This window comes from Planotetraspora mira (assembly GCF_016863275.1).
In the GTDB taxonomy this organism is placed as follows: domain Bacteria; phylum Actinomycetota; class Actinomycetes; order Streptosporangiales; family Streptosporangiaceae; genus Planotetraspora; species Planotetraspora mira.
In genome coordinates, this window is the sequence record NZ_BOOO01000042.1 from 134087 (window position 1) to 155246 (window position 21160).

Here is a 21160-nt window from a genome sequence, read left to right on the forward strand (position 1 = left end):
AGTCGGCGTCTGAACACTCCCTCCATCGGTTTTGAGGAGGCTGTCGTTCGGCTCGAAACCTGTGCCCTTGATCGTGTTCTTGTCGGCTACGCGAGGAGCGTCGGCGACGGGTATCACTTTCAGCTCTTTCTCTCTCCTGACGGGTCGCGAGTGATCGCTTGCCTTGGCATCAGCCGGGAGCGTCTCGTGCGGCCGTCAGATTCCTCTCCTGCCTGATCACTCCATATGCCGTCGACCCGCCCGAAGGGGAAGCGGGCCAAGGCCACCTGGACCCGGTGGCCTTGGTCTGCTCGGCTTGTCCCGGGTCGATGGCGGGCGGGGTGATCAGGCCTCTACCTCAGCCATCTACGGCCAGTGACTATGAGCAGGCCCTTGGCGATCACCCCGGAGCCGAAGTGCCTCCGCCGGAGGCGTAGGAATCCGTGGCTAAGTGATCCATGTGAGCATGGCTGCCATGGGCATGTACAACCGTCTGCGTCTTCCTGCTCCGATCGAGTGTCCCGCTTGCGGTGTGCGGGAGCGATGGTGGGCGCAGTTTCGATTCGGGCCTCTCGCTTTGACGAACTACGAGGTGGGTGAGCCGATCGACTGGGCTGCTGGTGGGCGTAAGGAAGGGCGGCGGGGGCTGGAGCGTGTTCTGATCCAGGGAACGCTGGAGGAGTGCCCGAATTGCCGTGCGGATCTTGGCCCTGAGCACGAGATTTTCACTATCGAGGTCCGCGGGGACGTGTTTGTTTCTGCTGTGGAGGATACGAGCGGCGATGGGTATTGGCTTGAGTTCTGGCGGGCGGTAGACGACTGACGGCCCGAGCTGCCGGCGGCCGGGACCGGCCCCCAGACCGCATGCCCGGCCGGCGAGCGGGCGTAGGACCGCGAGGCGGCGCGGAGCGCCGCCCTTGATCTCCGTAGCGGCCAAGGCATATCGGCCACCTACGGCCCCTGTTGAGACGAGCCGCGATCATCCTGGAGCCAGAGTGCCCCCGCCGGAGGCACAAGGACCTTGACCGGGTTCGGCTGGACGGACACGCTGACTTCAACGATCAGGACCTAAGGGAGCGCAGGCATGTTCGGTCTAGGCTGGCCAGAGTTGCTGTTCCTTGTCATCGTCGTGTTGGCCGTGGTGTGGCTGATACGAAGGCGACGATAGTCCGGCGGGCGGCCCGAGCCGCTGCCGGCCGGGACCGGCCCCCAGGTCGCACGCCCGGACGGCGGGCGGGCGACGGGCCGCAGTGCGGTGGCGCGCCGCGCCGCCGCCTTGACGGCGGAACCGTCCGAGTCCGCGCCGCGTTCGTCGAGCCCCCGTGGTTCCCCGCTGGTTGCCGACCGCACGGGCACGCAACGGGCACGCAGGCGTCGAGGGCGCCGCAGTGGAGCTCGAACTCTCGCCTGCCACTCCTCCACCTGTGCCGGTCACGTCGAGTAGTGCCCTGACCAGGCAATACAGGTCTCAACTGTCGCCCACGGACTTCCGACGTTTTACGGCCTCGGACGGAACCAGAACGGAACTGAGGCGCCTCCGTTCCGGCGGGCAGTTGACTCGATGCTCAGAGAGCGTGGTGATGGTGATCGGCGGTGACTGTACATCCCGGCAGGTATCGCAGTACGCGCAGTCGGGTCCGAGACCCTAACCTCGGTCGGGTACGCGAGGTGATTGAACATCATGGATTGGCAGACACCATGCTGAGAGTCGAAGAGCTGGAGGCCACGCTTCCGTCGATGACGCAGTGGCGTGCGCCGGCGCGCCGTAGCGTGGACTGGGCGGCCCTTGAAGCGGACCTGGGTACGGCGCTGCCCTCCGACTACCGTTCCCTGGCGGAGGCGTACCCGCCGCTGGTTGTCGACGATTTCCTCTTCGTGTCCGTTCCGCGGCCCGGGGCCGAGGCGTCATGGGCGTCCGGGCGCCGGTACTCATCCGAGATCCTCCAGGATCTGTACGAGATAGGCGACACCGAGGACTACGTTCCCTACCCGGAGCCGGGTGGCCTGTTGTGCTGGGCGGAGTCCAATGAGGGGGACGTCTTCTACTGGAAGATGAACTCCCCCGACCCGGACGCCTGGCCGGTGGTCGTCCGCGGAGCCAACGGCGACTGGTCGGAGTTCCCGGTCGGCGCCGTGGAATTCCTGGCCGGCGTGTACCGGCGCAGCATCGACGTGCCGGGCATGCCCAGGAGCTTCCCGGGTGACGACCCGAAGGTGCTGGGGTGAGCGACCGGATCGACTGATCGGCTACAGCTCCGCAGGCACATGTGAACTGCGATCGCCCTTCCCCGGCACACTGTCAGTCATGAGGTTGGTCCGTGCGGTGGCGATCGGCTTTGTTGCCTGAGCCGGCGGAGGAGACGAATACATACCCGAGGTCTGAGGCTTAACAGCGGACGAGTCGGCCTGTAGGCCGGGTTCTGATCCCAGTAGTTCTCTGACCTGTTACTGCTCTCCGTAACTGGGCCTGAGCTGGGATTTCATGTTCTGAGCTTGCTCCGCTTTGGCGGAGCAAGCTCAGAATGGGCTTGATCCTGTTTTGACGGACATTTGAGATCAAATATTGGCCCTAACGACGATGTCGCATGATGAAGTGCGCAAGGAGGATAAATCCAGGCAAAGGCCTTGCATTCGCGAGCGGGCCACGGCTTTCTTCCTGAAGGTGACGTCACGAAGACGGACAAACCGCAGGCCTCCCTATGATCCCGCACTTGACACGGCGGACACCCTGGTGATTCATGGATTTATGGGCGGTTCGTCCCATGGTGACCATCAAGCTGCTGGTGAGCCCGATTTTTGTGGATCATCGTGGCCTGGTTGGCGTGGCCGCGCCCGGGAGTGGGAGCTTGTCGTCGGATTGCTGCAGGCGACCAAGGTCGGCCGGGGTGGGGTCTTACTGGTTGAGGGCCGGTCGGGCGTCGGAAAGAGTCACATGCTCGACATAACCGCCACCGCGGCAGCGAGGGCGGGGCTAGGAGTCGCCCAGGGCGCGGCGGACGAACTGACCCAGCTGATACCACTGGCCCCGCTGACATCGGCGCTCGGGAAATCGGGCCGCGTGTTTCCCGCGGGCGGTCACATGAGCCTCTGCGGTCCGGCCGATCAGCGGTTGCTGCTGGTGGAACAACTGCAGGGACCGTTGGAGCAGCGGGTGGCTCAGGGACCGATGCTCCTCGCGTTGGATGACCTGCAGTGGGCTGACCCGATAACTCTGCTGGCGCTGCGGTCGATGACCAGAGATCTCGCCTCCTATCCGCTCGTCTGGATGCTGTCTCGTACGAGCGGCAGCGGTGACTGTCCGCGCCTCGACTGTCTGTTCGACGTGCTGGAACGTGATGGCGCGATCCGGATCACGTTGGAGGCGCTGGACGAGCAGGCAGTGGCGGACGTCGTCACCGACGTCCTCGGGGCAGCGCCCGAGCCGGACGTGCTGGCCCTGGCCGGCATCGTGGACGGCAATCCCTTCCTGCTCGTCGATCTTCTTGAGAAGCTCAAAGGCGAGGGCGTCTTCCAGATCGCCGATGGTCACGCGCGGATGGCGGCGTGCCTGCCGCATGCTCAGGCGGTTACGCAGGAACGCCTGGGGGAGTTGTCCGCACGGACCAGGTATCTGCTTCAGTGCGCCGGAATCTTAGGCCGTTCGTTCTCGGTGAAGGATCTGGCCGAAATGCTTGGCGAATCGACCAATGGTCTGTTGCCGATGCTGGAGGAGGCGATGTCGGCGGGCATCATCGAACCTGCCGGAGAGGAGCTCGCCTTCCGGCACGATCTGCTGTGGCAGGCGGTGATCGGGACCATCCCCACCCCGGTCCGCCGGTCCCTGCACCACGACGCAGCAGTGATGCTGCTCAAACGCGGCGGGTCGGCTGTTCCCGCCGCCGCGCACCTCATTCACAGCGCCGGCCGGGGTGATACGTCCGCCCTCCTCGGACTGGACCAGGCCGCGCGGGAGGTGCTGCGGTCCTCACCTCAGACCGCCGCCGACCTCGCCCTGCGGGCGCTCGAACTCAGCGACTCCGCCGACCCTGGCTGGTTCGGTCGCGCCGCCACAGCGGTCGACGCCCTGACGGTGATCGGACGGCTGTCCGAGGCGGCCGATCTTGCCCGTGCCGCACTCGGCAGGGCCCCGCCTCTGCACGCTCCTCGCCTGCGATGCGCGCTGGCGCACATCCTGCTGCTGAGCGGCCGACCGGCGGATGCGGTATCCGAGGCCGAAAGCCTGCTCGCCCAGCAGGACATCCCAGAGGACCTTCGCGGCATCGCCGAATGGACGATGTTCTGGGGGCTTACCTGCCTGAACGACTTCCGGAAAGGACGGCACCGGGCGGAAGCCGTTCTCGCCGACCGTGAGCGGCACGCCGATGCCGCCGTCGTCGGAGCTCTCCTGCTGCTCGCTCGGTTCGCGATGGTCGATGGGCGGATCGCCGACTCGTTCGCGCATCTACGCGAAGCCTTGCACATCACCGACCGCGGCACCGTTGAAGCCATCCAGCGCCCGTATACGCGCCTGATACTGAGCCTCCACTACAGAGCCATGCGTCAGTTCGATGCGGCCGACATCGCTATCCGGGCCGCCGAGGAGGAAATCAACGATCTCGGGCTGACCGTGCTCGCCGCACAACCCGCACTGTTCCGCTCCGTGCTGAATCTGGGCGTCGGTCGACTTGATGACGCCGCCGCCGAGGCTCAGGCCGGGAAAATGATCGCCGAAGAGCTGGGCACGCACGGGTTCATCCGCGTCGGGCTGTCCATGCTCGCTGTCGTTGCCCTGCGGCGGGGTGATCTCGACGCAGCGGTCGGGCACATCGAGCGATGCCAGTCCATCCCCGCCGCGCCCGAGATGTTGTTCGGATCGGTGTGGGAAAGGTGGGCGATGGCGGCGGTGGCCGACGCCCAGGGTGATCCCGGACGGGCGATCGACATCCTCCACGCCATCTACACCGACGAGGAGGAGCGGCGCTGGACACTGCTCACGACGCCTCTCACGGCCGCCTGGATGACTCGGCTGGCGGTGGCCGCGGCGAACCGTCCGTATGCGCAGGCCATCGTTGACACGGCCGAGTACCTGGCCCGAAACAACCCGGACTTCCCCGTCTTCGCCATCACGTTCGCCCACGCCCGCGGCATTTTCCACCAGGACCCCGACGCGCTGGCCTCCGCCGCTGATCAGCCTGAGCCGTGGGCACGCGCCTTGGTCGCCGAAGACCTCGGCGTCTTGTGGGCCGGCGCTTCCGGCGCCGATGCCGCGGCGAAGGCCGTCGACAGCCTGGATGAGGCGCTCGACGGTTATGAGCGTATCGGTGCGCTCTGGGACGTGGCCCGGGTGCGAGCCCGGCTGCGGGCGCTTGGCGTACGGCGCCGCCACTGGACTCAATCCCAGCGGCCGACCTTCGGATGGGACAGCCTCACCGACACAGAACGCGCGGTGGCCGGCCTGATCGCCAGAGGGATGACCAACCGCCAGGCCGCCGAGCGGATGTTCCTCTCGCCCCACACGGTGTCCACCCACCTTCGCCACACGTTCAGCAAACTCGACATCGCATCCCGCGCCGAACTGGCCTGCATCGTTGCCAAAGAATGCCCTGAGCTCATCAAGGGCGCTTAAGCCCGAGGGTCGGTTGTTGTAGCGGCGCCCGTTCTTGGGCCTGCGCGTGGCCACCTCTGAACCACCGCGATGGCCTGAAACGGTTGTCTCGATGGTTCTCAGACGGCCTGGTGTTCATCGGGCCGCAGGGCGCCCAGCTCCCGCGGGCGAACTTCACCCGGGCATGGAGCAAGGCGATCAGCGCAACCAACCTGAGCGGCTTCCACTTTCATGATCTGCGGCAACACCGGGAACACCTTCGCCTCGCAGTCCGGTGCGACTCTGCGAGAGCTGATGAACCGCATGGGCCACTCGACCACGCGGGCCGCGCTGATCTACCAGCACACCGCCATGGAGCGCGACCGGGCCATCGCCGACGCGCTGGGCAAGCTCGCCACGGAGGCGCTGAACAAGGAAGATCCAGATAGATCGGGCACGTAACAGGCACGGAAGATCGAAATGGCGTCAGAAAAGATCAAGGCCCGGGTCGAGAAACTACCTCTGACCTGGGCCTTTGTGTGTGGAGTGGGTGACGGGAATCGAACCCGCGCTGTCAGCTTGGGAAGTCTTTCAACACCATGCGGCCTGAGCTGCCAAAACGGTGACCTGCGCGTATGCCGGTCGAGTGACCGTGAGTCCCCGTGATTCCCCGCAGGTTGCCGACCGTACGGGCACGCAACGGGCACGCCACTCTGGGGGGCCTGTCCGTCCCATGCTCAGCTGGCAAACCATTGCGTCATGCGCCATTCCCCATGGCTTTGGGGATCATCCGGGGCGGGTCGGTTGATCACAGTGAAGACGACGTCATCGCCGAGTCGGATAATTACCTCACCCGCTGCGGTCACACGGCTCTCGTTGACAGTGAGATTGCTGAGGACCGCTAGGTGTGCCAGAGGGTGATTGTGTGAGATCAGCTGTGTCAGCTCGGAGCGGCCCCCCGACTCAATCTGGAAGTCGCAGTCCATGTAGAGGCGTGTCTGCCTTGGGGGCGTAGATCGGTTGTTGCAGAACGTCACGAAGAGCTCCACCTGTCCTTGGCCGACCTCGATCACAAAGGTCCCAGGGAGGTCTTCGGGCTGGGCAGTGACATCCACGGCGCCACGCTAGCGTCACCCGACAGCAGATAATTACGAGAACCGGAAGCAGCGGAGGCCGGGCGTTCGGTGTTACCCGGGCCGCCTTGTCTCGCCGCGCGTTCTGGGGCGCCGTTCGGTGCACGTGTGCTCAACTCGCCAGGCCGCGCCGACTCCCAAGGATGAGGTTCGAACATGGATGACCAGGCAGACGCGGGCGAAGGCGGTCCTGAACCACCGCCGGAACCGGCGCGCGCCGGCCCGATAGCGGGAGGGCTCGTCACTGAGACGCTCGCTTACGACGGTGGCCGGCAGGTGACGGTGTACGTCCCGCCGGATACGCCGGAGGTGGTCGTCTTTGCCGGTGACGGTCAGGAGATCTCGCAGTGGGGCGGGCTCCTCGAGGCGGCCGGCGCCCCGTCCACGATGATCGTCGGTGTACATGGGCTGGCCGATGAGACGTCGCGGCTTCATGAGTACTCGCCGGTCTTTGATGCGGAACGGTTCGCGGCACACGAGAAGTTCTTCGTCAAGGACGTCCGCCGGTGGGTGCGCTCGCGTTTCGGAGTCGCGCTGCCCATCGAACGTACTGCGGTGTTCGGTGTCTCGGCGGGTGGCGAGCTCGCGCTCGCCCTTGGGCTCCGGCATCCCGGCATCTACGGTGCGGTCTTCTCCGGTTCGCCGGGCGCGGGTTACAAACCGCCTGCCGTGATGCCGGGTTCGATTCCGCGCGTGTACCTCGTCGCCGGCACGCTGGAGCCGTTCTTCCTCGACAACGCGAACCGGTGGGCGGCCGCGCTGCGCGATGCAGGTGCGGACGTCGTCATGGGCGAGCGGGTCGCGTCACACGGCGCCGCGCTGTGGCAAGAAGAGTTCCCGCTGATGGTGGCGTGGGCGTTTGGACCTCGATCTGGAAGCGCGCAGGGTCAAGTGGAGGCGTCGGTGTCCGAGATGAAGACGGGTGAGCTGATCACGGGGCGTCCCAAGTCGGATGCGGGCGCTAGTTGCTGCGCCGAAGTTGGGCACCCTTCTCCCCCCCGAACACCAGACCAATAGGCGAGATCGTCAAGCAAGGACTCGGCGCGAAGGACGACCGCGATGATCCGCCACTCATTGGAACCAAGATCAACTGATCTGGCACGAATCTGGCACGCGAGTGAGAAGCAACCTCAACAAAGATCAAGGCCCGGGTCGGGAATCATCCTCTGACCTGGGCCTTTGCTATTGGAGCGGGTGACGGGAATCGAACCCGCGCTGTCAGCTTGGGAAGTCTTTCAACAGCATGCGTGCTGAGCTGCGAAAACGCCGACCTGGGCATATGTGGGTCGAGTGACCGTGAGTCCCTGTGATTCCCCGCGGGTTGCCGACCGTACGGGCACGCAACGGGCACGTGCGTCCGCCGGGGCCCATCGTTCCGAGGAATCACCCGTCGTGGTGCAGCTCGCGTGTGATCACTCTCATTAAGTACCATGCGCCACTGCGCAGTCTGTAAGAGAACCGTCTGTCAGGGGGCAGAATGACCATGCCGCAATACCTGGCGATCGGGACTGGTCAGCCGTTGCTGTGGTACGGGGTGCTCCTGCTGGCGGCCTCCGTGACAACAGTCACTCTGTTTGTCGCGCTGTGCGTGTCCGCGAGAAGAGGACTGCAACGGACGGCGCGTCCACCCACGTGGGGCTGGTCCGTGCTGTCGCGGCTGCTGCTGACAGCCGCATCCGCTTTGTGCGTCGTTGGACTGCTATCCGTGTTCAGACTGGAATCGGCGTATGCCACCTGCTCCTATGAACGGACAGGGGACTACAACCCGATGGGCGGCCCGCGCTTCGTCGCCAGCGATGACAGCCTGCTTCCGCTCGGCTCCACGTGTCGGTGGGACGACGGATACACACTCGATCTCGTCCCGTCGTACGCGAATCCGGGAATTGTCGTCTCGCTCGCCGGGGCCGCACTTTTCAGCGCGGCAGCTCGACGCCAGCGGAGGCGCCAAACCTGCGCTTGAACATCTGGCTGCAGCCTTCCGCCGGGTCCGGTTGATCTGGGCCGACGGCGGCTACGCCGGCGACAGAGGCGCAAGCCCGGCTTGACGTGTCCCTTCGCCTGTGCGCCTTCCACGGCGATTGGACGCCAACGGGTGGAAGACGGTCGCATAACTGAGTACACGTCGAACTCTCACCTGCCACTCCGCCACCTGCACCGATCACGTCGAGCAGTGTCCTGACCAGTCAATACGCCTCTCAACGTCTCCCATCGACTTTCGACGTTTTACGGCCTCGGACGGAACTGGAACGGAACTGGGGGCCTTCAGGAGCCCTCTGCGTCGAGTCAACATGCTCCGTGTTTCGGCCGAACCCCTATCCGCCCCGGGTCACGGTCGGATGGGGCAGCGACTCAATCTGAGCTTCCATTGAGCCGACGACGGCGTTGAGCCCATCATTGACAAGCTGCGCGACCGCGTCACCGGAGACATGAGGCTGCGACGTCTCTCCAGATATCCTGATCAGCATCCTGGTGGGGGTGCAGAACAGGTACACCTTGGTGCCGTAGGCACTGCTCGCCGCTGGCTCCACCGGTCCCGAGAATCCCTCTGGCCGCTCCAAGTGCCCCTCGGACTTGGTCAGGTCGACGTACATGCTCACATCGGTGTGGACGCTCCACTCGGAGCTGGACAGCCCGCACAGGCCGGAGGAGTTAATCCACGCCTGCATGTCGTAGGAACCGACCTTGATCTGTGCCAGGGCTCGCTCCGCATCGTCGGGTAGCTTCGGGTTGTCGGTTAGACCCTTCAGCTTGATCAGCGGCCACTGGGCCGGGTCCTTCAGCAGCGGGTTTGCGGGTGGCGCTGGCGTGGAGCAGGCGCCAAGGGCCAGTAACGCCAAGAATGTGGTCGCGGCACGCGCCAGACGATCGATCACTGTGTTTCCCCGTTCGCGCCTCAGAGTTGATCTTCAGCTTAGGCACCTCGGCTGGCATGCAAAGACACCAATCCGCCCTTGGGTGGATGGAGAACCAGAGCGAAAGGGTCGGCGAGGGAACCGCTCCGCCGTGAAGGTTCGCCGAGAGCGCTACTCTCGCCTGGACGGCAGGCGTTCTTCGTGTCAATGAGCCTGCGCTGGCATCCTGTCGTCCATGTCGCACGATGACCTAATTCAGCGCATTCGGCGGCGGGCTTGGGACCCCGCGCGTCGGCACGACATGGTCTACGTCCCACTGGACTGGCTCAAACGTGAATACGGCGACAACATCACAAGCCGCATTCACCACTACCAGTCACGGCAACCGCCCGGCGAAGGCGGCAGCGTGACCCAGCTCTATTGGGGCTCAGAACCTCAGGACCATCTCATGGATGCCGCCTTGGAGTCCGGGGCTCCCGAAGCCGTCAGGTACTTCAGGGATGCTCCGCACGAGCCTCCCTACCCGCCGATCTCCTACGCGGACCTGCTGGCCTGCGAGAAGCGCATCGGCCACGAACTACCCGAACTCCTTCGGAGGGCCTATACCGAGGTGAGCAACGGCGGCTTCGGCCCCTCCTATGACCTCCTGGGTCTTCCTCCCGACGGCCACCGGGCATACGAGGTCGGTCCGAACGCGCTCGAAAGATACGAAGAAGATCCCGAGGTCAGCAAGGTACTGGGGTTCCCTCTCGTGGCCGCTGGATGCTCGATGTACTGGTACATGTCGCTCACTCAACCCGGCAACCCTGTCTGTCTTTGGGATGCTGACGGGTGGGACTATCCCGAGGAGTAGTCACCCGAGGTGGGAATCGTGATCACGGCCCCATCTTTGGCCGAGTGGTTCGACGGCTGGTCCAACGGATACGACTGGTACGGGCATCCTTCTATCCCAACGAACGACACCAGCCGGGGGCCTATCGGTCCTGCTGAATAAGGATGCCGGACCAGATGCCGTACTGATCAGGATCAGATAGGCCCACGCCTGGGCGGTTATCTCCGGGGCTGGAGGTAACCCGCACGCCTTCCCCGGTCATCGGACGCCAACGGTCACAGCCGGGCTTGCGGCGGCGGAGACGGGCTGCTGGGCTCGCCTGGGTCGACGGCAGGCGGGATGGGAACCCCACCCCAGCCACCACACAACCCGCACATACGTTCGAACTCCATCCCGGAGTCGGAGCGCCCCCGCCGGAGGCACCACCACGCGCGGCCGGCACCTGGCAGCTGTTCCAGCTCAGCCCTTCGGCCCTGTGATCAGAGATGTACCGTCGCCTGGCGGCCCATCGACTCGTCCGCGCCAGCCGTCCGGCGTTGTTTGCGCGCTGTCCGCCGGGAGCGCCAGCGGGAGGCGGCGGCGTGCGCCGTGACGGCGGCGCGTGCGGCCCGGTTAGGGCCGCCTTGAAGACGTACAGAAAGTTCTCACAGAGCACAAGGCGTGCGGAGATGATCTTGTTTTGAGAGACGCCGCGTCGATTGCACGGATACTAAAAGTAGAGATGGATGAAGCCCGGAATCGCGAAGAAGAGGTACCAGGCGGCGGCCGCCGCCCAGGGGAAGCTGAAGTACGTGCGCTCACTTGCCTGAGCGGCCTTGGGGGGATCCTGGCCATAGTCCTCGCGCACGGCGCGGAGTCGCTGGACCGCCTTCTTGTATGACGGATACCCCGTGATCGAACCCAGGAGCGAGCCACCGTAGGCAACGGACCCCACACGCTTGCCACTCTTTAATACGATCTTGATTCCATCTTCTAGTTCGATCTCTCGAATTTCTTTCCACGGTATCTCGTGGACAAGCAGAGCGTTATATACGGAAAGAGCATCAGGTGTGGCCCGGATCGACGAGCGCCACGTCACCAACCAGATGGTGAACACCATGGCCCCCAGAATCAGCGGGAAGAGCAGCACACCCACGAGGTCGTGAACGAGATCTCCGGCCAGGACCGCGGGGTCCGCCATCAAAGCGAACACCAGCGGCACCACGACACCGAAAACGGCGAATGAGGATTTTCGCGTGACGACCTGTTCGAATTTCGAAGTACCCACCTGGCACATCGGTCCCATCCGGGGGTGAAGAAATTGAATTTTCTCCATGATATTGAATATGTGTTGTGGGAAGGCCGGCACGCGCCGATCGATGGAGGGCGCTCCTGGTGAGCGATGCTGTCACGGTCGAGGGGGCTATTGAACTTTGTAGACGGCTTGCTGCAACCTTAGGGCCTGGCGTACGGCAGGGACTCGGCGCGGAGGACGACGACGATGGTCCGCCACTCATTGGAACCAAGATCAACTGATCTGGCACGAATCTGGCACGCGGAGATCAACAAGCCCGAGAAAGATCAAAGCCCAGGTTCCGAATCCATCGGTTGACCTGGGCCTTTGTGTGTGGAGCGGGTGACGGAAATCGAACCCGCGCTGTCAGCTTGGGAAGTGTATGGATTACGGCTTGTAGGGCCGCTGAGCTGGGCTTGAGGGCGGTCGTGAGTGACCGTGGTTGACCCCTCGTCACCCTGTCTAATTGCACGCTAATTGCACGACGATCACCCCGTGAGCTGGTCTTCCCTGCGTGGCGCGCACGCCTCGCCACCCTGGCCCTGGTCTGCTCGGCTTGTCCCGGGTCGATGGCGGACGGGATGATCAGGGCCCCCACCTCAACCGGTTACGGCCCGGCGCCGATGATGAGCAACTCCTCGACCAGGGCCTGGAAGGCGGCCTCCGGGAGTCCGGGGATCTGAGCGCTCGCGGATGCGTGGAAGGTGACCTGATAGTTCACGTGGTCAGGCCGTGCGCCCGTGGGTCGCGACCAGTTCGGCCCATCCGGGGATGACCTGCTCTGCGGGGACGTCGGCGATGCCGGCGGCGGCCTCGGCCCGGGCCTGCTCGTAGCCGGGGGCGGAGTAGGCGACCGATCGCAGGTGCCACAGGTGGAGCGTCTGCGTGAGCTGCTGCCACTGCCAGGTGTGGTGCATCGCGGCCTGCATCGCGGCGCGGTAGTCGGCCAGGAACGCCTCGTGGTAGCGCTCGGGCAGGGCGGCGAGGATGGCGTCCGGGTCGTGCGCGTCGCCGTGGTGGTCGATCGGCTGGGCAGTCACGCTCTCATCCTCCTCGACAGCCTGGGCGGCAGTCTCGACGGTGTATGCCCGGACATGCCCGTACGGCTCGGCGTCCATGCTGCGGTGCAGGTCAAGCGGGGCCGGTATATCAGCCGGTATGAAATCGGGCTCTTCGTCGGGCCCGGGACGTCGACAGGCCCCGGACGGTGATCGCCCGGGGCCTGCGCGGGTGGTGCTGGTCAGGCGTGGATGGTCTCCCCGCACTCGGTGCAGCGCTGCGCGGGGCCGGCCTCGGTCTCGGTCGGCTCGACCTCGGCACTTCCGCAGTTCGGGCACCAGCACGCGGTCATGGCTTCCTCTCACTCAAGATCAAGAGAGGGGCGGTGATCTTGGGGTGTCCCCCCCATTCCCCCTCCCCGATGGCAAAAGGGAGTAGGTCGCCGAGTCGCGACGAAGCGGTCAAGGGAGAAGAGACAAGATGCCTGGTCAGACCGCGATAGCGGCCCGGAGGGATGCCCGCAGGGCAGTCGCGGCGGGGATCTTGGCGGCCCTTGACCGGTGAGGAGTGCCGGCTACCGTACGACGCCACCGGGGAGGGAGAGAGGCTCTGCACGGGCCCGGCGTGCCGGGCCTCCGCTGGGTGGTGTCCCTGCGGCCCGCGAGCGTCCCGAACCGGCCCGCGAGCCGCAGGGGGTCAGGCTGGCAGGCCCGGGGTTGGGTGTGGTGGGGCCTGCCAGCCTCCGGGGAGGCCCATAGGCGGTGTCGCGGTGAACGCCGAGCACGAGAGCGGTCTCGGCGACGGTCATGGTGGCCCGGTTGGGCAGCGATGCGGTCACGGGCGGAGTCTTACCTCATCGGGCCGCTTAGGTCTTCTCCCGTTCTATGCGGCCGGATCCGGACCGGCCGTAGCATGCCGCCGCGTGTCATCGAACGGCCATCCCTGCAGGTCAGCGTCGTAGCAAGACACTAACTGTCTTCTCCTGTACTTACTACCGCCGTCAGGGACCCCCTCAGCCCTCCGGGAGACCACTGTGGCCGACACCAACCGGCTCACCCCGTTCACGAAGCTGCCGCGCGTCGTCGCCCAAGACGCTCAGCTGTCCTACCGGGCCCGCGGGCTGCTGGGCTCGCTGTGGTGCGATCGGCCCGGGTGGACGTTCACGATCGAGCACCTGGCCCGCACCCGGGGCCCCGGGGTGGAGGGCCACACCGCGATCACCTGGGCGGTGCGCGAGTTGCGCGAGGCCGGCAGGCTCCCGGGAGGGCTTTACACCTTGTCTGCCCAGATCTCCCGGGACGCCGCCACGGGGTCGGCCACTACTGAGACGGGCACGTCCCAGATCCGCGTGAGCGCCTCACCCTTCCGGTACTGCGGCCAGCCGGGGTCGCCGGTGGCGGCGAAGGCCGTCAGCGACGCGCGGACCTCCTTTGCCAGGCCGACAGCCTCCGGCGGGAGTGAGTCACCGAAGAGCATGGCCGCCATCGGACCGTGGAAGTTGCCGAAGGTCAGCGGCACGTCGAGCAGGTGGCAGGCGCCAAGCGCCCCGCCGAACACCGGGGTCGGCCAGGCCACTTCATAGCTCCAGCTGCGGCCGGAGTGCTCCTGAGCGCACCACGTCGACGGCATGCGGAAGAACGCGTCGGACTGGATGAGGATGTACAGATCGGCATCGGAAGCGCCAGGGTACGCGGCTCGGTAGGCGTCGAGAGGCACAGCGTGCGCCGCCGCGGCGCCAGAGACATCAACGGCGGACAGGTCCTCGTTCATCGCCATGGCGAAGAACCGGTACTCGTCGCGGGCGAACCCCGTCATGAGGTCGACCTCCGCACGCAGGCCGCGCCAGGGCTGGTCACGCACCACATCACCATCCACCACCAGTCCGTAGGGAGTGACCTCGCCCTCCCTGGACTGCACGGCGTGGATCGCTTCGGACGCCACGCCCGTGAAGGACTCGGAAGTGAGCGGCACGCCGAGCGCCGCCGCGATCCGCTCTGCCGTGCCGCGCGCCCGTTCCTCAGGCAGGAAAGCCGCCGTGACGCTCTGCCCAATGGCCCGCCTGAACAGCCCGCGTCCGGCCTCGGCGGCCGTCAGCGCCGCCACGGCGCTGCCTCCCGCTGACTGCCCGAAGATCGTCACATTGCCCGGGTCCCCGCCGAAACGCGCAATGTTTTCCTTCACCCAGCGCAGGGCCGCGAGCTGGTCGAGCAGCGCCCGGTTCTGCGGCGCGTCCGGCAGCCAGCCCAAGCCTTCGAAGCCGGTGCGGTAGTTCAAGGTCACCAGCACGACGCCCGAGCCTGCCAGGTTCGCGCCGTCGAACTCGGGCTGGCTCGCGGAACCGAAAATGAACGCCCCGCCGTAAAGCCAGACCATCACCGGGAGACCGCCTCCCCCGGGATCGGGCGTCCAGACATTGACGGTGAGGCAGTCGGCACTGTCACCTGGGTGCCACAGCGCCGGCAAGGGAGGCATCTGGGCCTGCGGTGGCGAGGCGCTGAAAGCGGTACCGTCGAGGACACCGTCCCACGGCTGCGGTTGCTGGGGTGCCTGGAAGCGCCTGGGGCCGTCGAGAGGCGCGGCGTACGGGATGCCCCTGAAAACGCTGACACCCTTGTCCGTTACGCCTCGCACGGCGCCCTGCAGAGTCTGCGCGATGATTTTTTTCATAGTAGGCGCGCCATCGGACCGCCTTGGCCTGCTCCTCGAGCACGCTTCCCCAGGATGTTGTGGTTGGCGATGGCGGGGGTCGCGGAGCGCATGATGAGCGCCCGGACCTCCGTGGCCAGCGGGCTGACGGGCGGTTCCGAGAGCGTCCGCTCCTCATCGGGGCCCCTGGTCGGCGTTTCCTTTTCGCTCATCACACGTCCTGTCCGTATTGCGAGGACTGCGGCGGACGTCGCCGCCGCATCCGTTGATCTGTTGATGACCCGCCGCGACGGCCCACATCGCCCTCGGGCGGAAGGCCGGCATCGTGAGACCGACCGTAGAAGGGGCGGGCGGCAGGCGAATCCCGTGGAACGCATAGTCGTCCGCAGGCGGTCGCCCGCAGACGATCGCGTCTCCCAGACTGTCGACCTGCTGCGCGCCCGGGACGCCTGGACGCCGTGTCTGAACAGGCCGCGGCGCGCAGACTATGAAGTTCACGTGATTTCCGGCACCTGTGCCCGGGTTTAGCGTCTCCGGTGGATGGCCAGGACCACCGGCTTGCCGGGGCCTCGCCCCTGGCAGTTGGACGTCATGGGCGGGGTGTTCCTGACCGACGGGCGAGAGCTGAAGCTCATCAGCGGGATCGACGACCATTCCCGGTTCATCGTCATCGCCCACCTGGTCGTCCGCGCGTCCGGGCGTGCGGTCTGCCGGGCCTTCGCGCAGGCGATGAGCGTCTTCGGCGCACCGGAGGAAGTGCTCACCGACAACGGCAAGCAGTTCACCGGACGGTTCACCAAGCCACGCCCGACCGAGGTGCTGTTCGAGCGGGATCGCAGCTGGCACCTCGATCGGGCGACGGTTCGGCTGGTGACGCGGGTGGTGGATCGCACTGGAGCAGAAGCGGCTGGTACAGGCACTGCCATCAGGTGTTGGAGTGGTTTCTCACTTCGTCCGGCCTAGACAAGGATGAAGCCGAATCGGCTGTGCAGGTTGCAATTGGTGGGCGGTTTAACAGCTGGTTCGAGCCGGCCCGGACAGTGGTCGACGCGGTGGGAGAGGACTTAGCCACCGGGTTGACCGGTCATCGGCCGTACCGTGACCACTGATGCGGTGGTCGCCTGGCGCCAGGTCAGGCAGCACGTGGACTGGTCGAAGCAACGGAGCGGAGGTCGCCGCCGATCCACTCGTAGCGCGTGTGGATGGCTTCGTGTCCTGGTTCGACGGCGTGGTCCGACGCAGGGACTCCGAGCGCGCAGAACGGCTGCTGTCCGCACTTGCCCTGGTGTACGCGGACGCCGCGCAGGAACCGCCACTCACCTTCGGCCTGGTCGCTGGATGGCAGCGATTGGTTCTTGGCGTGAGCACGGCACCATTCAGGGATGGCGACGCCTATGCAAAAGGTGGTCGGGAGCGCTATGGCTTGTCGCCACACACCCAGACGGACTTCGCCCGTTACCTATTGGAAAGCGCCGACAGGCGAGTCCCACTGCCGGCCCGAGCGGCGCGAGCGTATCTGGACGTCAGCTTTTTCCACCCCTTCGCGGACGGCAACGCCCGAGCAGCTCTGTTGACTCTGGCCTTCGTGTTGAGGCGAGAACGAGTGATGCTTGATCAGGTCGGTCCGCTCCAGACCACCAGATATGCGGACGACTCTAGGGCGTGGGTCCACTCGGCCGAGCAGCGCCGGCGCGTCCCGCCCCGGACACGGCGGCATCCCAGCTCGCGGTCGACTCTCAAAAAGACATAGCCGTGAAGATTTCACCTACGTTGATTTGGGTCGGTTGGGCTCGAAGCCCTGCGGGACTAATTCGGTCGTTCACCTGGGACTATGGCGAAGTCGACTTGAGGGCGGAGCCCGCCCCCGCCACTTGGTAGACACAGTCAACCAGGTTAAGCTTCTTTCATGCTATGAGCCATCGGCCGTCCGACCGATCGGCGGGGCCGAGGTGAGGAATGAGCCATGCGCGCGATCGAATACGACCGGTTCGGCAGCTATGACGTACTGGAGTTGCGGGAGAGGCTCCTGCCGGTGCCCACCGAGGGGCAGGTGCTCGTCAGGATGTTGGTGGCCGGGGTCAACCCACTGGACGAGACGGTGCGTTCGGGAAAACTCGCACCCGCCCTGCATAAGCCGCTGCCGATCCGGCCGGGTGGCTTCGGTGTGGGGCGGGTCGAGGAGCCCGGCGCCTCGGGACTGGCCGCAGGTGACCGTGTCGTGCTGAGCGGAGGACGGTACGGGGTGAGCACTGACGGTTCGTGGGCCGACTACATCGCGGTCGACGCGGCCCATCTGGTGCCGATCCCGGACGGCGTCGACGACGAGACCGCCGCCGCACTGACCACCGGCGCCGGTTACCTGACCGCTTACCTGGCGCTGAACGAGTTGGCGGGCTTCCGCGGCGGCCGGAGCGTACTGGCGCCGGGCGTCGGCGGTGCGGTCGGTCAGGGCGGCGTGGAGGTCGCCCGTGTCCTGGGCGCGTCGCAGGCCATCACCACGGCCACCACCACCGAGAAGGCGGAGCTGGGCCGGTCCGCAGGGTATGAGGTCATCGACCTCACGCACGAGTCGCTGCGTGAAGGGGTGGCGCGGCTGACCGAAGGTAGGGGCGTGGACGTCGTGCTGGACGGCGTCGGGGGTTCGGTCACCGGGGAGGCACTCGGCTCGTTGGCCGTGGACGGCACCCTCGTCAGCATCGGTTACGCGGCTGGAGTGCGTGCCGAGGTCAACGTGACCGACCTGATATGGAAGAACGCCCACATCCACGGATTCAGGTTCGCCTTGTTCACCCCCCAGCAGGTCAACGCCGCCAACGCGGCCCTGCTCGACCTGGTCTCGCAGGGTGAGCTCCACCCGAAGGTGGCGCAGGTCCTCCCGCTGGAGGAGGCTTCCGAGGCGCAGCGCCTCCTGGCCGAGGACGGCCCCTTCGGCCGCATCCTGCTCGCTCTGTGACCCAGCGCGCCGCAACAGGCTGACACGGGGCGTATGCCACAGCCCCAAGGGAGGTCCTGACGGGCACGTCGGCAGTGCGGACATGTCCGTTAGGATCCGCGGACCGTGTCGGTGCTACGTGACGCCAGGGGATGTCGTGTCCCCGGAGAAAGGACAACGCCATGACGTGGTCGGCCACGGAGCGCTACGCCTTGGAGCCTGCTCCCGGCGGTCTAGCGTTCGTCCAGGACCTGCTCAACACCTCGCCCGCTGGCAGGCCGCGCCATGCTGACTGGCTCGACGACCCCACCACCGCGCAGACGTGGCTGAGCGAGGCGCTCGCCCGGTGGAGCACGGCTTCCGGTCGGCCCGCTCCTGCTGTGGACCTCACCGATCGTGACTGCGAGGCGCTGCGGGATCTGAGATGGGCTCTCCGCAGGCTTCTCTCCGATCAGAGCGACGGCGCCGAGGCCGTGTCCGCGCAGGTACTGGCCGCTCTTCCCGCTCTGTCCGTCTCGATGCAGGTCGACGAGCGTGGCGCCGTCGTCGCAGAACCTTCGGGTTCCGGCTGGCGGAGGGTCGCATCGCTCGCCCTGATCGAATGCCTCCAGGCCCAGCAGACCGACCAGCGGCGGCGACTGAAGATATGCCGCAACGAGCGCTGCCAGTGTGCGTTCTACGACCGTTCACGCAACAACAGCGGCGTCTGGCACGACGTACGGTTCTGCGGCAACGCCGCAAACCTGCGCGCCTACCGCGCCCGCAAGCGGGAACAGGCCGCCTCCGGCGAGTGACGGGCGTGAGACCGGTCCTGAGCGACCGTGGTTGCCCCCTCGTCACCCTGGTTAATGGCCCGCTAATGGCCCGGCGGTCATGCGGTGTCTCCGATGCACGAGGCCCCCGCACGCAGGGAAGGGCTAGTCCCCGTCGTGTCTGGCCGAGGGGGTCGGAGGCGGCCGGATATTCGCCCGGAGGGCATCGATGACCCAGGCGTGCTGCGCGCGGAGGCCCCAGCGGCCAGCTGGTCGCGGATGGGTCCGCACCAGCGTGGCCACCCATGCCGCGCCGTGCCCATGACAGCGCATCTGAGTGCGGTGTTCGCGCCTCGTAAGACCTTCGGAGCCGAAGCTCGGCGATCTCAAGGTAAGAACCGAGGTCCGGCGGATGCTAACGATGCGGGGGGTCCGGGTGGGGCCGGGCCCTTCCGCCGTTTGTCTGCCAGCCATGCCGGTCGCGACCTCGGTGTGGTGCGACCTTGAGGAGCCCTCATGACCGTCCTGAACCCCGGCGACCGGTTCCCGGAGCTGACCGTCTCGCCGCCTGGGGGCGCCGAACTCACCCTGCCCGACGCGCTGTCGGGCGACTACGGCGTGGTGCTGGACTACCGGGCCGCGTAGTGCCCGTACTGCAACACCCAGCTGCGGGTGACACATGTCAGTCACATATGTGCCTCACGTTGAACCAGTGATGTTTTGGGAGCCGTGTTCGGGTTTCGCTGGCCGCCACCGGTCTGCCGTTGCTTCAGCACTCGGTTCCTTCGATTACTCACAGAGGATGAACATGACGTTTTACATCTCCCCAGAAGCGGATGACCTTGCCACCACTCCCGGAGGCATCTACGTACCCGTCAACGGCGGGCGTACCAAGTGGTTTTCCGGCGACGTTTATTCGGTGAAGCTGACGGCCGCGCAGACGAAGGGATCGCTGGGTGTCGTGGAAGCCTCCGTTCCGCCAGGCGGCGGCCCGGTAGCACACACCCATGCCGACCAGGACGAGACGTTCTACCTGCTTGCGGGAGAACTTGAGTTCCTGGACGGTGATAGGACGTTCACCGCAGGGGTCGGTGACCTGGTCCACTGCCCGCGCGGCGTGCGCCACCGCTTCAAGAACGTCGGACTCCACACAGCCAGGATGCTGTTCTTCTACACACCTGGAGGCTCCGAGGGATTGTTCTTGGACGGCGGCGACGACCCGGAGCCGGGCGTCCAGGTCCCGACCTGGGGCCCAGAACGCTTCCAAGGGCACATGCTCGACCTCTTCGCGAAGTACGGCCTGGAGGCGTTGCCTGAAGGCTGAACGTCCCCGCGGAGCATAGGCGGGCGTCTGGGTCCGAGCCCTTGGCACTCGTGGACCTCGTCCGCCGGATGATGGCGGATCACTGCCGCGATGACGTGGAGCAAATCATCCGCCGAGCGGACCCCTCCAGTGAGGGACTGTCCGCCACGCCATCCGGAAGATTGCCGATGCCGCCCAGGCCCAGTGGATTCCGGACTCAAGTAGTCACAGAGGATAGCCCCGGCCGCTGCCGGGGCTTTTCTGCGTCACGGCGCTTGCGGCGATCGCGCCCGCGCGCATTACACTCCCCAGCCCCGGTGTCATGATGCCGGGCAAGTTCCGGGCGGGAAATGGGGCCAGTCCCGGATGGCCTGCGCCACCCCTGGATCCGTTTCCGTCAGCCGGTCGACCACCTGCTCGAAGTCAAGCGCCGGCTCGGTCACCATCGGGCCGCGCAAGTCGGAGGCCGGCAAGCGCATCGTCTCTGTGCCCGAACTCCTCCTTCCTGATCTCCGCACGCACCTGAACACGTACGCGGGGGAGGGGGACGAGGGCCTGGTGTTCATCGGCCCGAAGGGTGCCCAGCTCCGGCGCGCGAACTTCACCCGGACATGGAGCAAGGCGATCAGCGCAACCAACCTGAGCGGCTTCCACTTTCATGATCTGCGGCACACGGGAAACACCTTCGCCTCGCAGTCCGGTGCGACTCTGCGAGAGCTGATGAACCGCATGGGCCACTCGACCACACGGGCCGCGCTGATCTACCAGCACACCGCTATGGAGCGCGATCGGGCCATCGCCGACGCGCTGGGGAAGCTCGCCAAGGAGGCGCTGAGCAAGGAAGATCCAGATAGATCGGGCACGTAACGGGCACGGAAGATCGAAATGGTGTCGAG

At 66.0% G+C, this 21160-nt stretch carries 21 protein-coding genes and 1 pseudogene; 14 read left to right on the top strand and 8 right to left on the bottom strand.

Features of this window, described 5'->3' with window-relative positions:
* Nucleotides 1–454 precede the first annotated feature (454 nt).
* The 4 genes from Pmi06nite_RS35950 (at nucleotide 455) to Pmi06nite_RS35965 (ending at nucleotide 6004) form a co-directional block, all read left to right on the top strand.
* Nucleotides 455–802 (top strand): hypothetical protein, encoded by a 348-nt coding sequence (locus Pmi06nite_RS35950; RefSeq protein WP_203957666.1) that lies wholly within the window; start codon nucleotides 455–457, stop codon nucleotides 800–802.
* 875 nt (nucleotides 803–1677) lie between these two features.
* Nucleotides 1678–2205: an SMI1/KNR4 family protein gene (locus tag Pmi06nite_RS35955; RefSeq protein WP_203957667.1), complete on the top strand. Its 528-nt coding sequence runs from the start codon at nucleotides 1678–1680 to the stop codon at nucleotides 2203–2205.
* 520 nt (nucleotides 2206–2725) lie between these two features.
* Nucleotides 2726–5584 (top strand): helix-turn-helix transcriptional regulator, encoded by a 2859-nt coding sequence (locus Pmi06nite_RS35960; RefSeq protein ID WP_239114436.1) that lies wholly within the window; start codon nucleotides 2726–2728, stop codon nucleotides 5582–5584.
* 210 nt (nucleotides 5585–5794) lie between these two features.
* Complete coding sequence (locus Pmi06nite_RS35965; RefSeq protein ID WP_203957669.1) at nucleotides 5795–6004, top strand: hypothetical protein; 210 nt, start codon at nucleotides 5795–5797, stop codon at nucleotides 6002–6004.
* 275 nt (nucleotides 6005–6279) lie between these two features.
* Here Pmi06nite_RS35965 and Pmi06nite_RS35970 read toward each other — a convergent pair whose 3' ends face one another.
* A complete protein-coding gene (locus Pmi06nite_RS35970; RefSeq protein WP_203957670.1) occupies nucleotides 6280–6657 on the bottom strand; it encodes a hypothetical protein in 378 nt (125 codons plus the stop codon).
* Between the two features lie 174 nt (nucleotides 6658–6831).
* Here Pmi06nite_RS35970 and Pmi06nite_RS35975 point away from each other — a divergent pair, with 174 nt between their 5' ends.
* Together Pmi06nite_RS35975 and Pmi06nite_RS35980 are read left to right on the top strand one after the other, a co-directional pair.
* On the top strand, nucleotides 6832–7692 hold the full coding sequence (locus Pmi06nite_RS35975) for an alpha/beta hydrolase (RefSeq protein ID WP_203957671.1): 861 nt from the start codon (nucleotides 6832–6834) through the stop codon (nucleotides 7690–7692).
* A 460-nt stretch (nucleotides 7693–8152) separates the two neighbouring features.
* Nucleotides 8153–8635, top strand: coding sequence for a hypothetical protein (locus Pmi06nite_RS35980; RefSeq protein WP_203957672.1), 483 nt, complete (start codon nucleotides 8153–8155; stop codon nucleotides 8633–8635).
* A 352-nt stretch (nucleotides 8636–8987) separates the two neighbouring features.
* On the opposite strand, the gene Pmi06nite_RS35985 is transcribed toward Pmi06nite_RS35980, so the two are convergent.
* Nucleotides 8988–9548: a hypothetical protein gene (locus tag Pmi06nite_RS35985; protein WP_203957673.1), complete on the bottom strand. Its 561-nt coding sequence runs from the start codon at nucleotides 9546–9548 to the stop codon at nucleotides 8988–8990.
* Between the two features lie 214 nt (nucleotides 9549–9762).
* Here Pmi06nite_RS35985 and Pmi06nite_RS35990 point away from each other — a divergent pair, with 214 nt between their 5' ends.
* Complete coding sequence (locus Pmi06nite_RS35990; protein WP_203957674.1) at nucleotides 9763–10380, top strand: SMI1/KNR4 family protein; 618 nt, start codon at nucleotides 9763–9765, stop codon at nucleotides 10378–10380.
* Nucleotides 10381–11068: 688 nt separating this feature from the next.
* Here the strand turns inward: Pmi06nite_RS35990 and Pmi06nite_RS35995 are convergent.
* The 6 genes from Pmi06nite_RS35995 to Pmi06nite_RS36015 form a co-directional block, all read right to left on the bottom strand.
* The gene (locus Pmi06nite_RS35995) at nucleotides 11069–11674 is read right to left on the bottom strand and encodes a PH domain-containing protein (protein WP_203957675.1); all 606 of its coding nucleotides are present in this window, start codon (nucleotides 11672–11674) and stop codon (nucleotides 11069–11071) included.
* A gap of 683 nt (nucleotides 11675–12357) precedes the next feature.
* Nucleotides 12358–12672 (bottom strand): DUF6247 family protein, encoded by a 315-nt coding sequence (locus Pmi06nite_RS36000; RefSeq protein ID WP_203957676.1) that lies wholly within the window; start codon nucleotides 12670–12672, stop codon nucleotides 12358–12360.
* A 200-nt stretch (nucleotides 12673–12872) separates the two neighbouring features.
* Nucleotides 12873–12983, bottom strand: coding sequence for a zf-TFIIB domain-containing protein (locus Pmi06nite_RS43100; RefSeq protein WP_373317354.1), 111 nt, complete (start codon nucleotides 12981–12983; stop codon nucleotides 12873–12875).
* A 222-nt stretch (nucleotides 12984–13205) separates the two neighbouring features.
* On the bottom strand, nucleotides 13206–13469 hold the full coding sequence (locus Pmi06nite_RS36005; protein ID WP_203957677.1) for a hypothetical protein: 264 nt from the start codon (nucleotides 13467–13469) through the stop codon (nucleotides 13206–13208).
* 431 nt (nucleotides 13470–13900) lie between these two features.
* A complete protein-coding gene (locus Pmi06nite_RS36010) occupies nucleotides 13901–15298 on the bottom strand; it encodes a carboxylesterase/lipase family protein (RefSeq protein WP_203957678.1) in 1398 nt (465 codons plus the stop codon).
* A complete protein-coding gene (locus Pmi06nite_RS36015; RefSeq protein WP_203957679.1) occupies nucleotides 15295–15489 on the bottom strand; it encodes a hypothetical protein in 195 nt (64 codons plus the stop codon). The genes Pmi06nite_RS36010 and Pmi06nite_RS36015 overlap by 4 nt, the downstream gene beginning before the upstream one ends.
* Nucleotides 15490–15853: 364 nt before the next feature.
* Here Pmi06nite_RS36015 and Pmi06nite_RS42295 point away from each other — a divergent pair.
* The 7 genes and pseudogenes from Pmi06nite_RS42295 to Pmi06nite_RS36045 form a co-directional block, all read left to right on the top strand.
* A pseudogene (locus Pmi06nite_RS42295) lies at nucleotides 15854–16108 on the top strand (DDE-type integrase/transposase/recombinase); the annotation flags it as partial.
* A gap of 277 nt (nucleotides 16109–16385) precedes the next feature.
* Entirely contained in the window at nucleotides 16386–17027 is a 642-nt protein-coding gene (locus tag Pmi06nite_RS43105; RefSeq protein ID WP_373317355.1) for a Fic family protein, read from the top strand.
* A 213-nt stretch (nucleotides 17028–17240) separates the two neighbouring features.
* A complete protein-coding gene (locus tag Pmi06nite_RS36030) occupies nucleotides 17241–18230 on the top strand; it encodes a quinone oxidoreductase family protein (RefSeq protein ID WP_203957682.1) in 990 nt (329 codons plus the stop codon).
* A 161-nt stretch (nucleotides 18231–18391) separates the two neighbouring features.
* Nucleotides 18392–19003 carry a CGNR zinc finger domain-containing protein gene (locus Pmi06nite_RS36035; protein ID WP_203957683.1) on the top strand — a complete coding sequence of 204 codons (612 nt, stop codon included), beginning with the start codon at nucleotides 18392–18394 and terminating at the stop codon, nucleotides 19001–19003.
* 474 nt (nucleotides 19004–19477) lie between these two features.
* Nucleotides 19478–19606, top strand: a complete 129-nt coding sequence (locus Pmi06nite_RS42800; RefSeq protein ID WP_275409640.1) for a hypothetical protein — start codon at nucleotides 19478–19480, stop codon at nucleotides 19604–19606.
* A 163-nt stretch (nucleotides 19607–19769) separates the two neighbouring features.
* Nucleotides 19770–20285 (top strand): cupin domain-containing protein, encoded by a 516-nt coding sequence (locus Pmi06nite_RS36040; RefSeq protein ID WP_203957684.1) that lies wholly within the window; start codon nucleotides 19770–19772, stop codon nucleotides 20283–20285.
* A 345-nt stretch (nucleotides 20286–20630) separates the two neighbouring features.
* Complete coding sequence (locus tag Pmi06nite_RS36045) at nucleotides 20631–21131, top strand: tyrosine-type recombinase/integrase (RefSeq protein WP_203957685.1); 501 nt, start codon at nucleotides 20631–20633, stop codon at nucleotides 21129–21131.
* Nucleotides 21132–21160 lie beyond the last annotated feature (29 nt).

Bases quoted from the DNA above. Each gene is read 5' to 3' on its own strand.
- Pmi06nite_RS35950 (WP_203957666.1), top strand. From the start codon at position 455: ATGGGCATGTACAACCGTCTGCGTCTTCCTGCTCCGATCGAGTGTCCC.
- Pmi06nite_RS35955 (WP_203957667.1), top strand. From the start codon at position 1,678: ATGCTGAGAGTCGAAGAGCTGGAGGCCACGCTTCCGTCGATGACGCAG.
- Pmi06nite_RS35960 (WP_239114436.1), top strand. From the start codon at position 2,726: ATGGGCGGTTCGTCCCATGGTGACCATCAAGCTGCTGGTGAGCCCGAT.
- Pmi06nite_RS35965 (WP_203957669.1), top strand. From the start codon at position 5,795: ATGATCTGCGGCAACACCGGGAACACCTTCGCCTCGCAGTCCGGTGCG.
- Pmi06nite_RS35975 (WP_203957671.1), top strand. From the start codon at position 6,832: ATGGATGACCAGGCAGACGCGGGCGAAGGCGGTCCTGAACCACCGCCG.
- Pmi06nite_RS35980 (WP_203957672.1), top strand. From the start codon at position 8,153: ATGACCATGCCGCAATACCTGGCGATCGGGACTGGTCAGCCGTTGCTG.
- Pmi06nite_RS35990 (WP_203957674.1), top strand. From the start codon at position 9,763: ATGTCGCACGATGACCTAATTCAGCGCATTCGGCGGCGGGCTTGGGAC.
- Pmi06nite_RS35995 (WP_203957675.1), bottom strand. From the start codon at position 11,674: ATGGAGAAAATTCAATTTCTTCACCCCCGGATGGGACCGATGTGCCAG.
- Pmi06nite_RS43100 (WP_373317354.1), bottom strand. From the start codon at position 12,983: ATGACCGCGTGCTGGTGCCCGAACTGCGGAAGTGCCGAGGTCGAGCCG.
- Pmi06nite_RS36010 (WP_203957678.1), bottom strand. From the start codon at position 15,298: ATGAAAAAAATCATCGCGCAGACTCTGCAGGGCGCCGTGCGAGGCGTA.
- Pmi06nite_RS36015 (WP_203957679.1), bottom strand. From the start codon at position 15,489: ATGAGCGAAAAGGAAACGCCGACCAGGGGCCCCGATGAGGAGCGGACG.
- Pmi06nite_RS43105 (WP_373317355.1), top strand. From the start codon at position 16,386: ATGCGGTGGTCGCCTGGCGCCAGGTCAGGCAGCACGTGGACTGGTCGA.
- Pmi06nite_RS36030 (WP_203957682.1), top strand. From the start codon at position 17,241: ATGCGCGCGATCGAATACGACCGGTTCGGCAGCTATGACGTACTGGAG.
- Pmi06nite_RS36035 (WP_203957683.1), top strand. From the start codon at position 18,392: ATGACGTGGTCGGCCACGGAGCGCTACGCCTTGGAGCCTGCTCCCGGC.
- Pmi06nite_RS42800 (WP_275409640.1), top strand. From the start codon at position 19,478: ATGACCGTCCTGAACCCCGGCGACCGGTTCCCGGAGCTGACCGTCTCG.
- Pmi06nite_RS36040 (WP_203957684.1), top strand. From the start codon at position 19,770: ATGACGTTTTACATCTCCCCAGAAGCGGATGACCTTGCCACCACTCCC.
- Pmi06nite_RS36045 (WP_203957685.1), top strand. From the start codon at position 20,631: ATGGCCTGCGCCACCCCTGGATCCGTTTCCGTCAGCCGGTCGACCACC.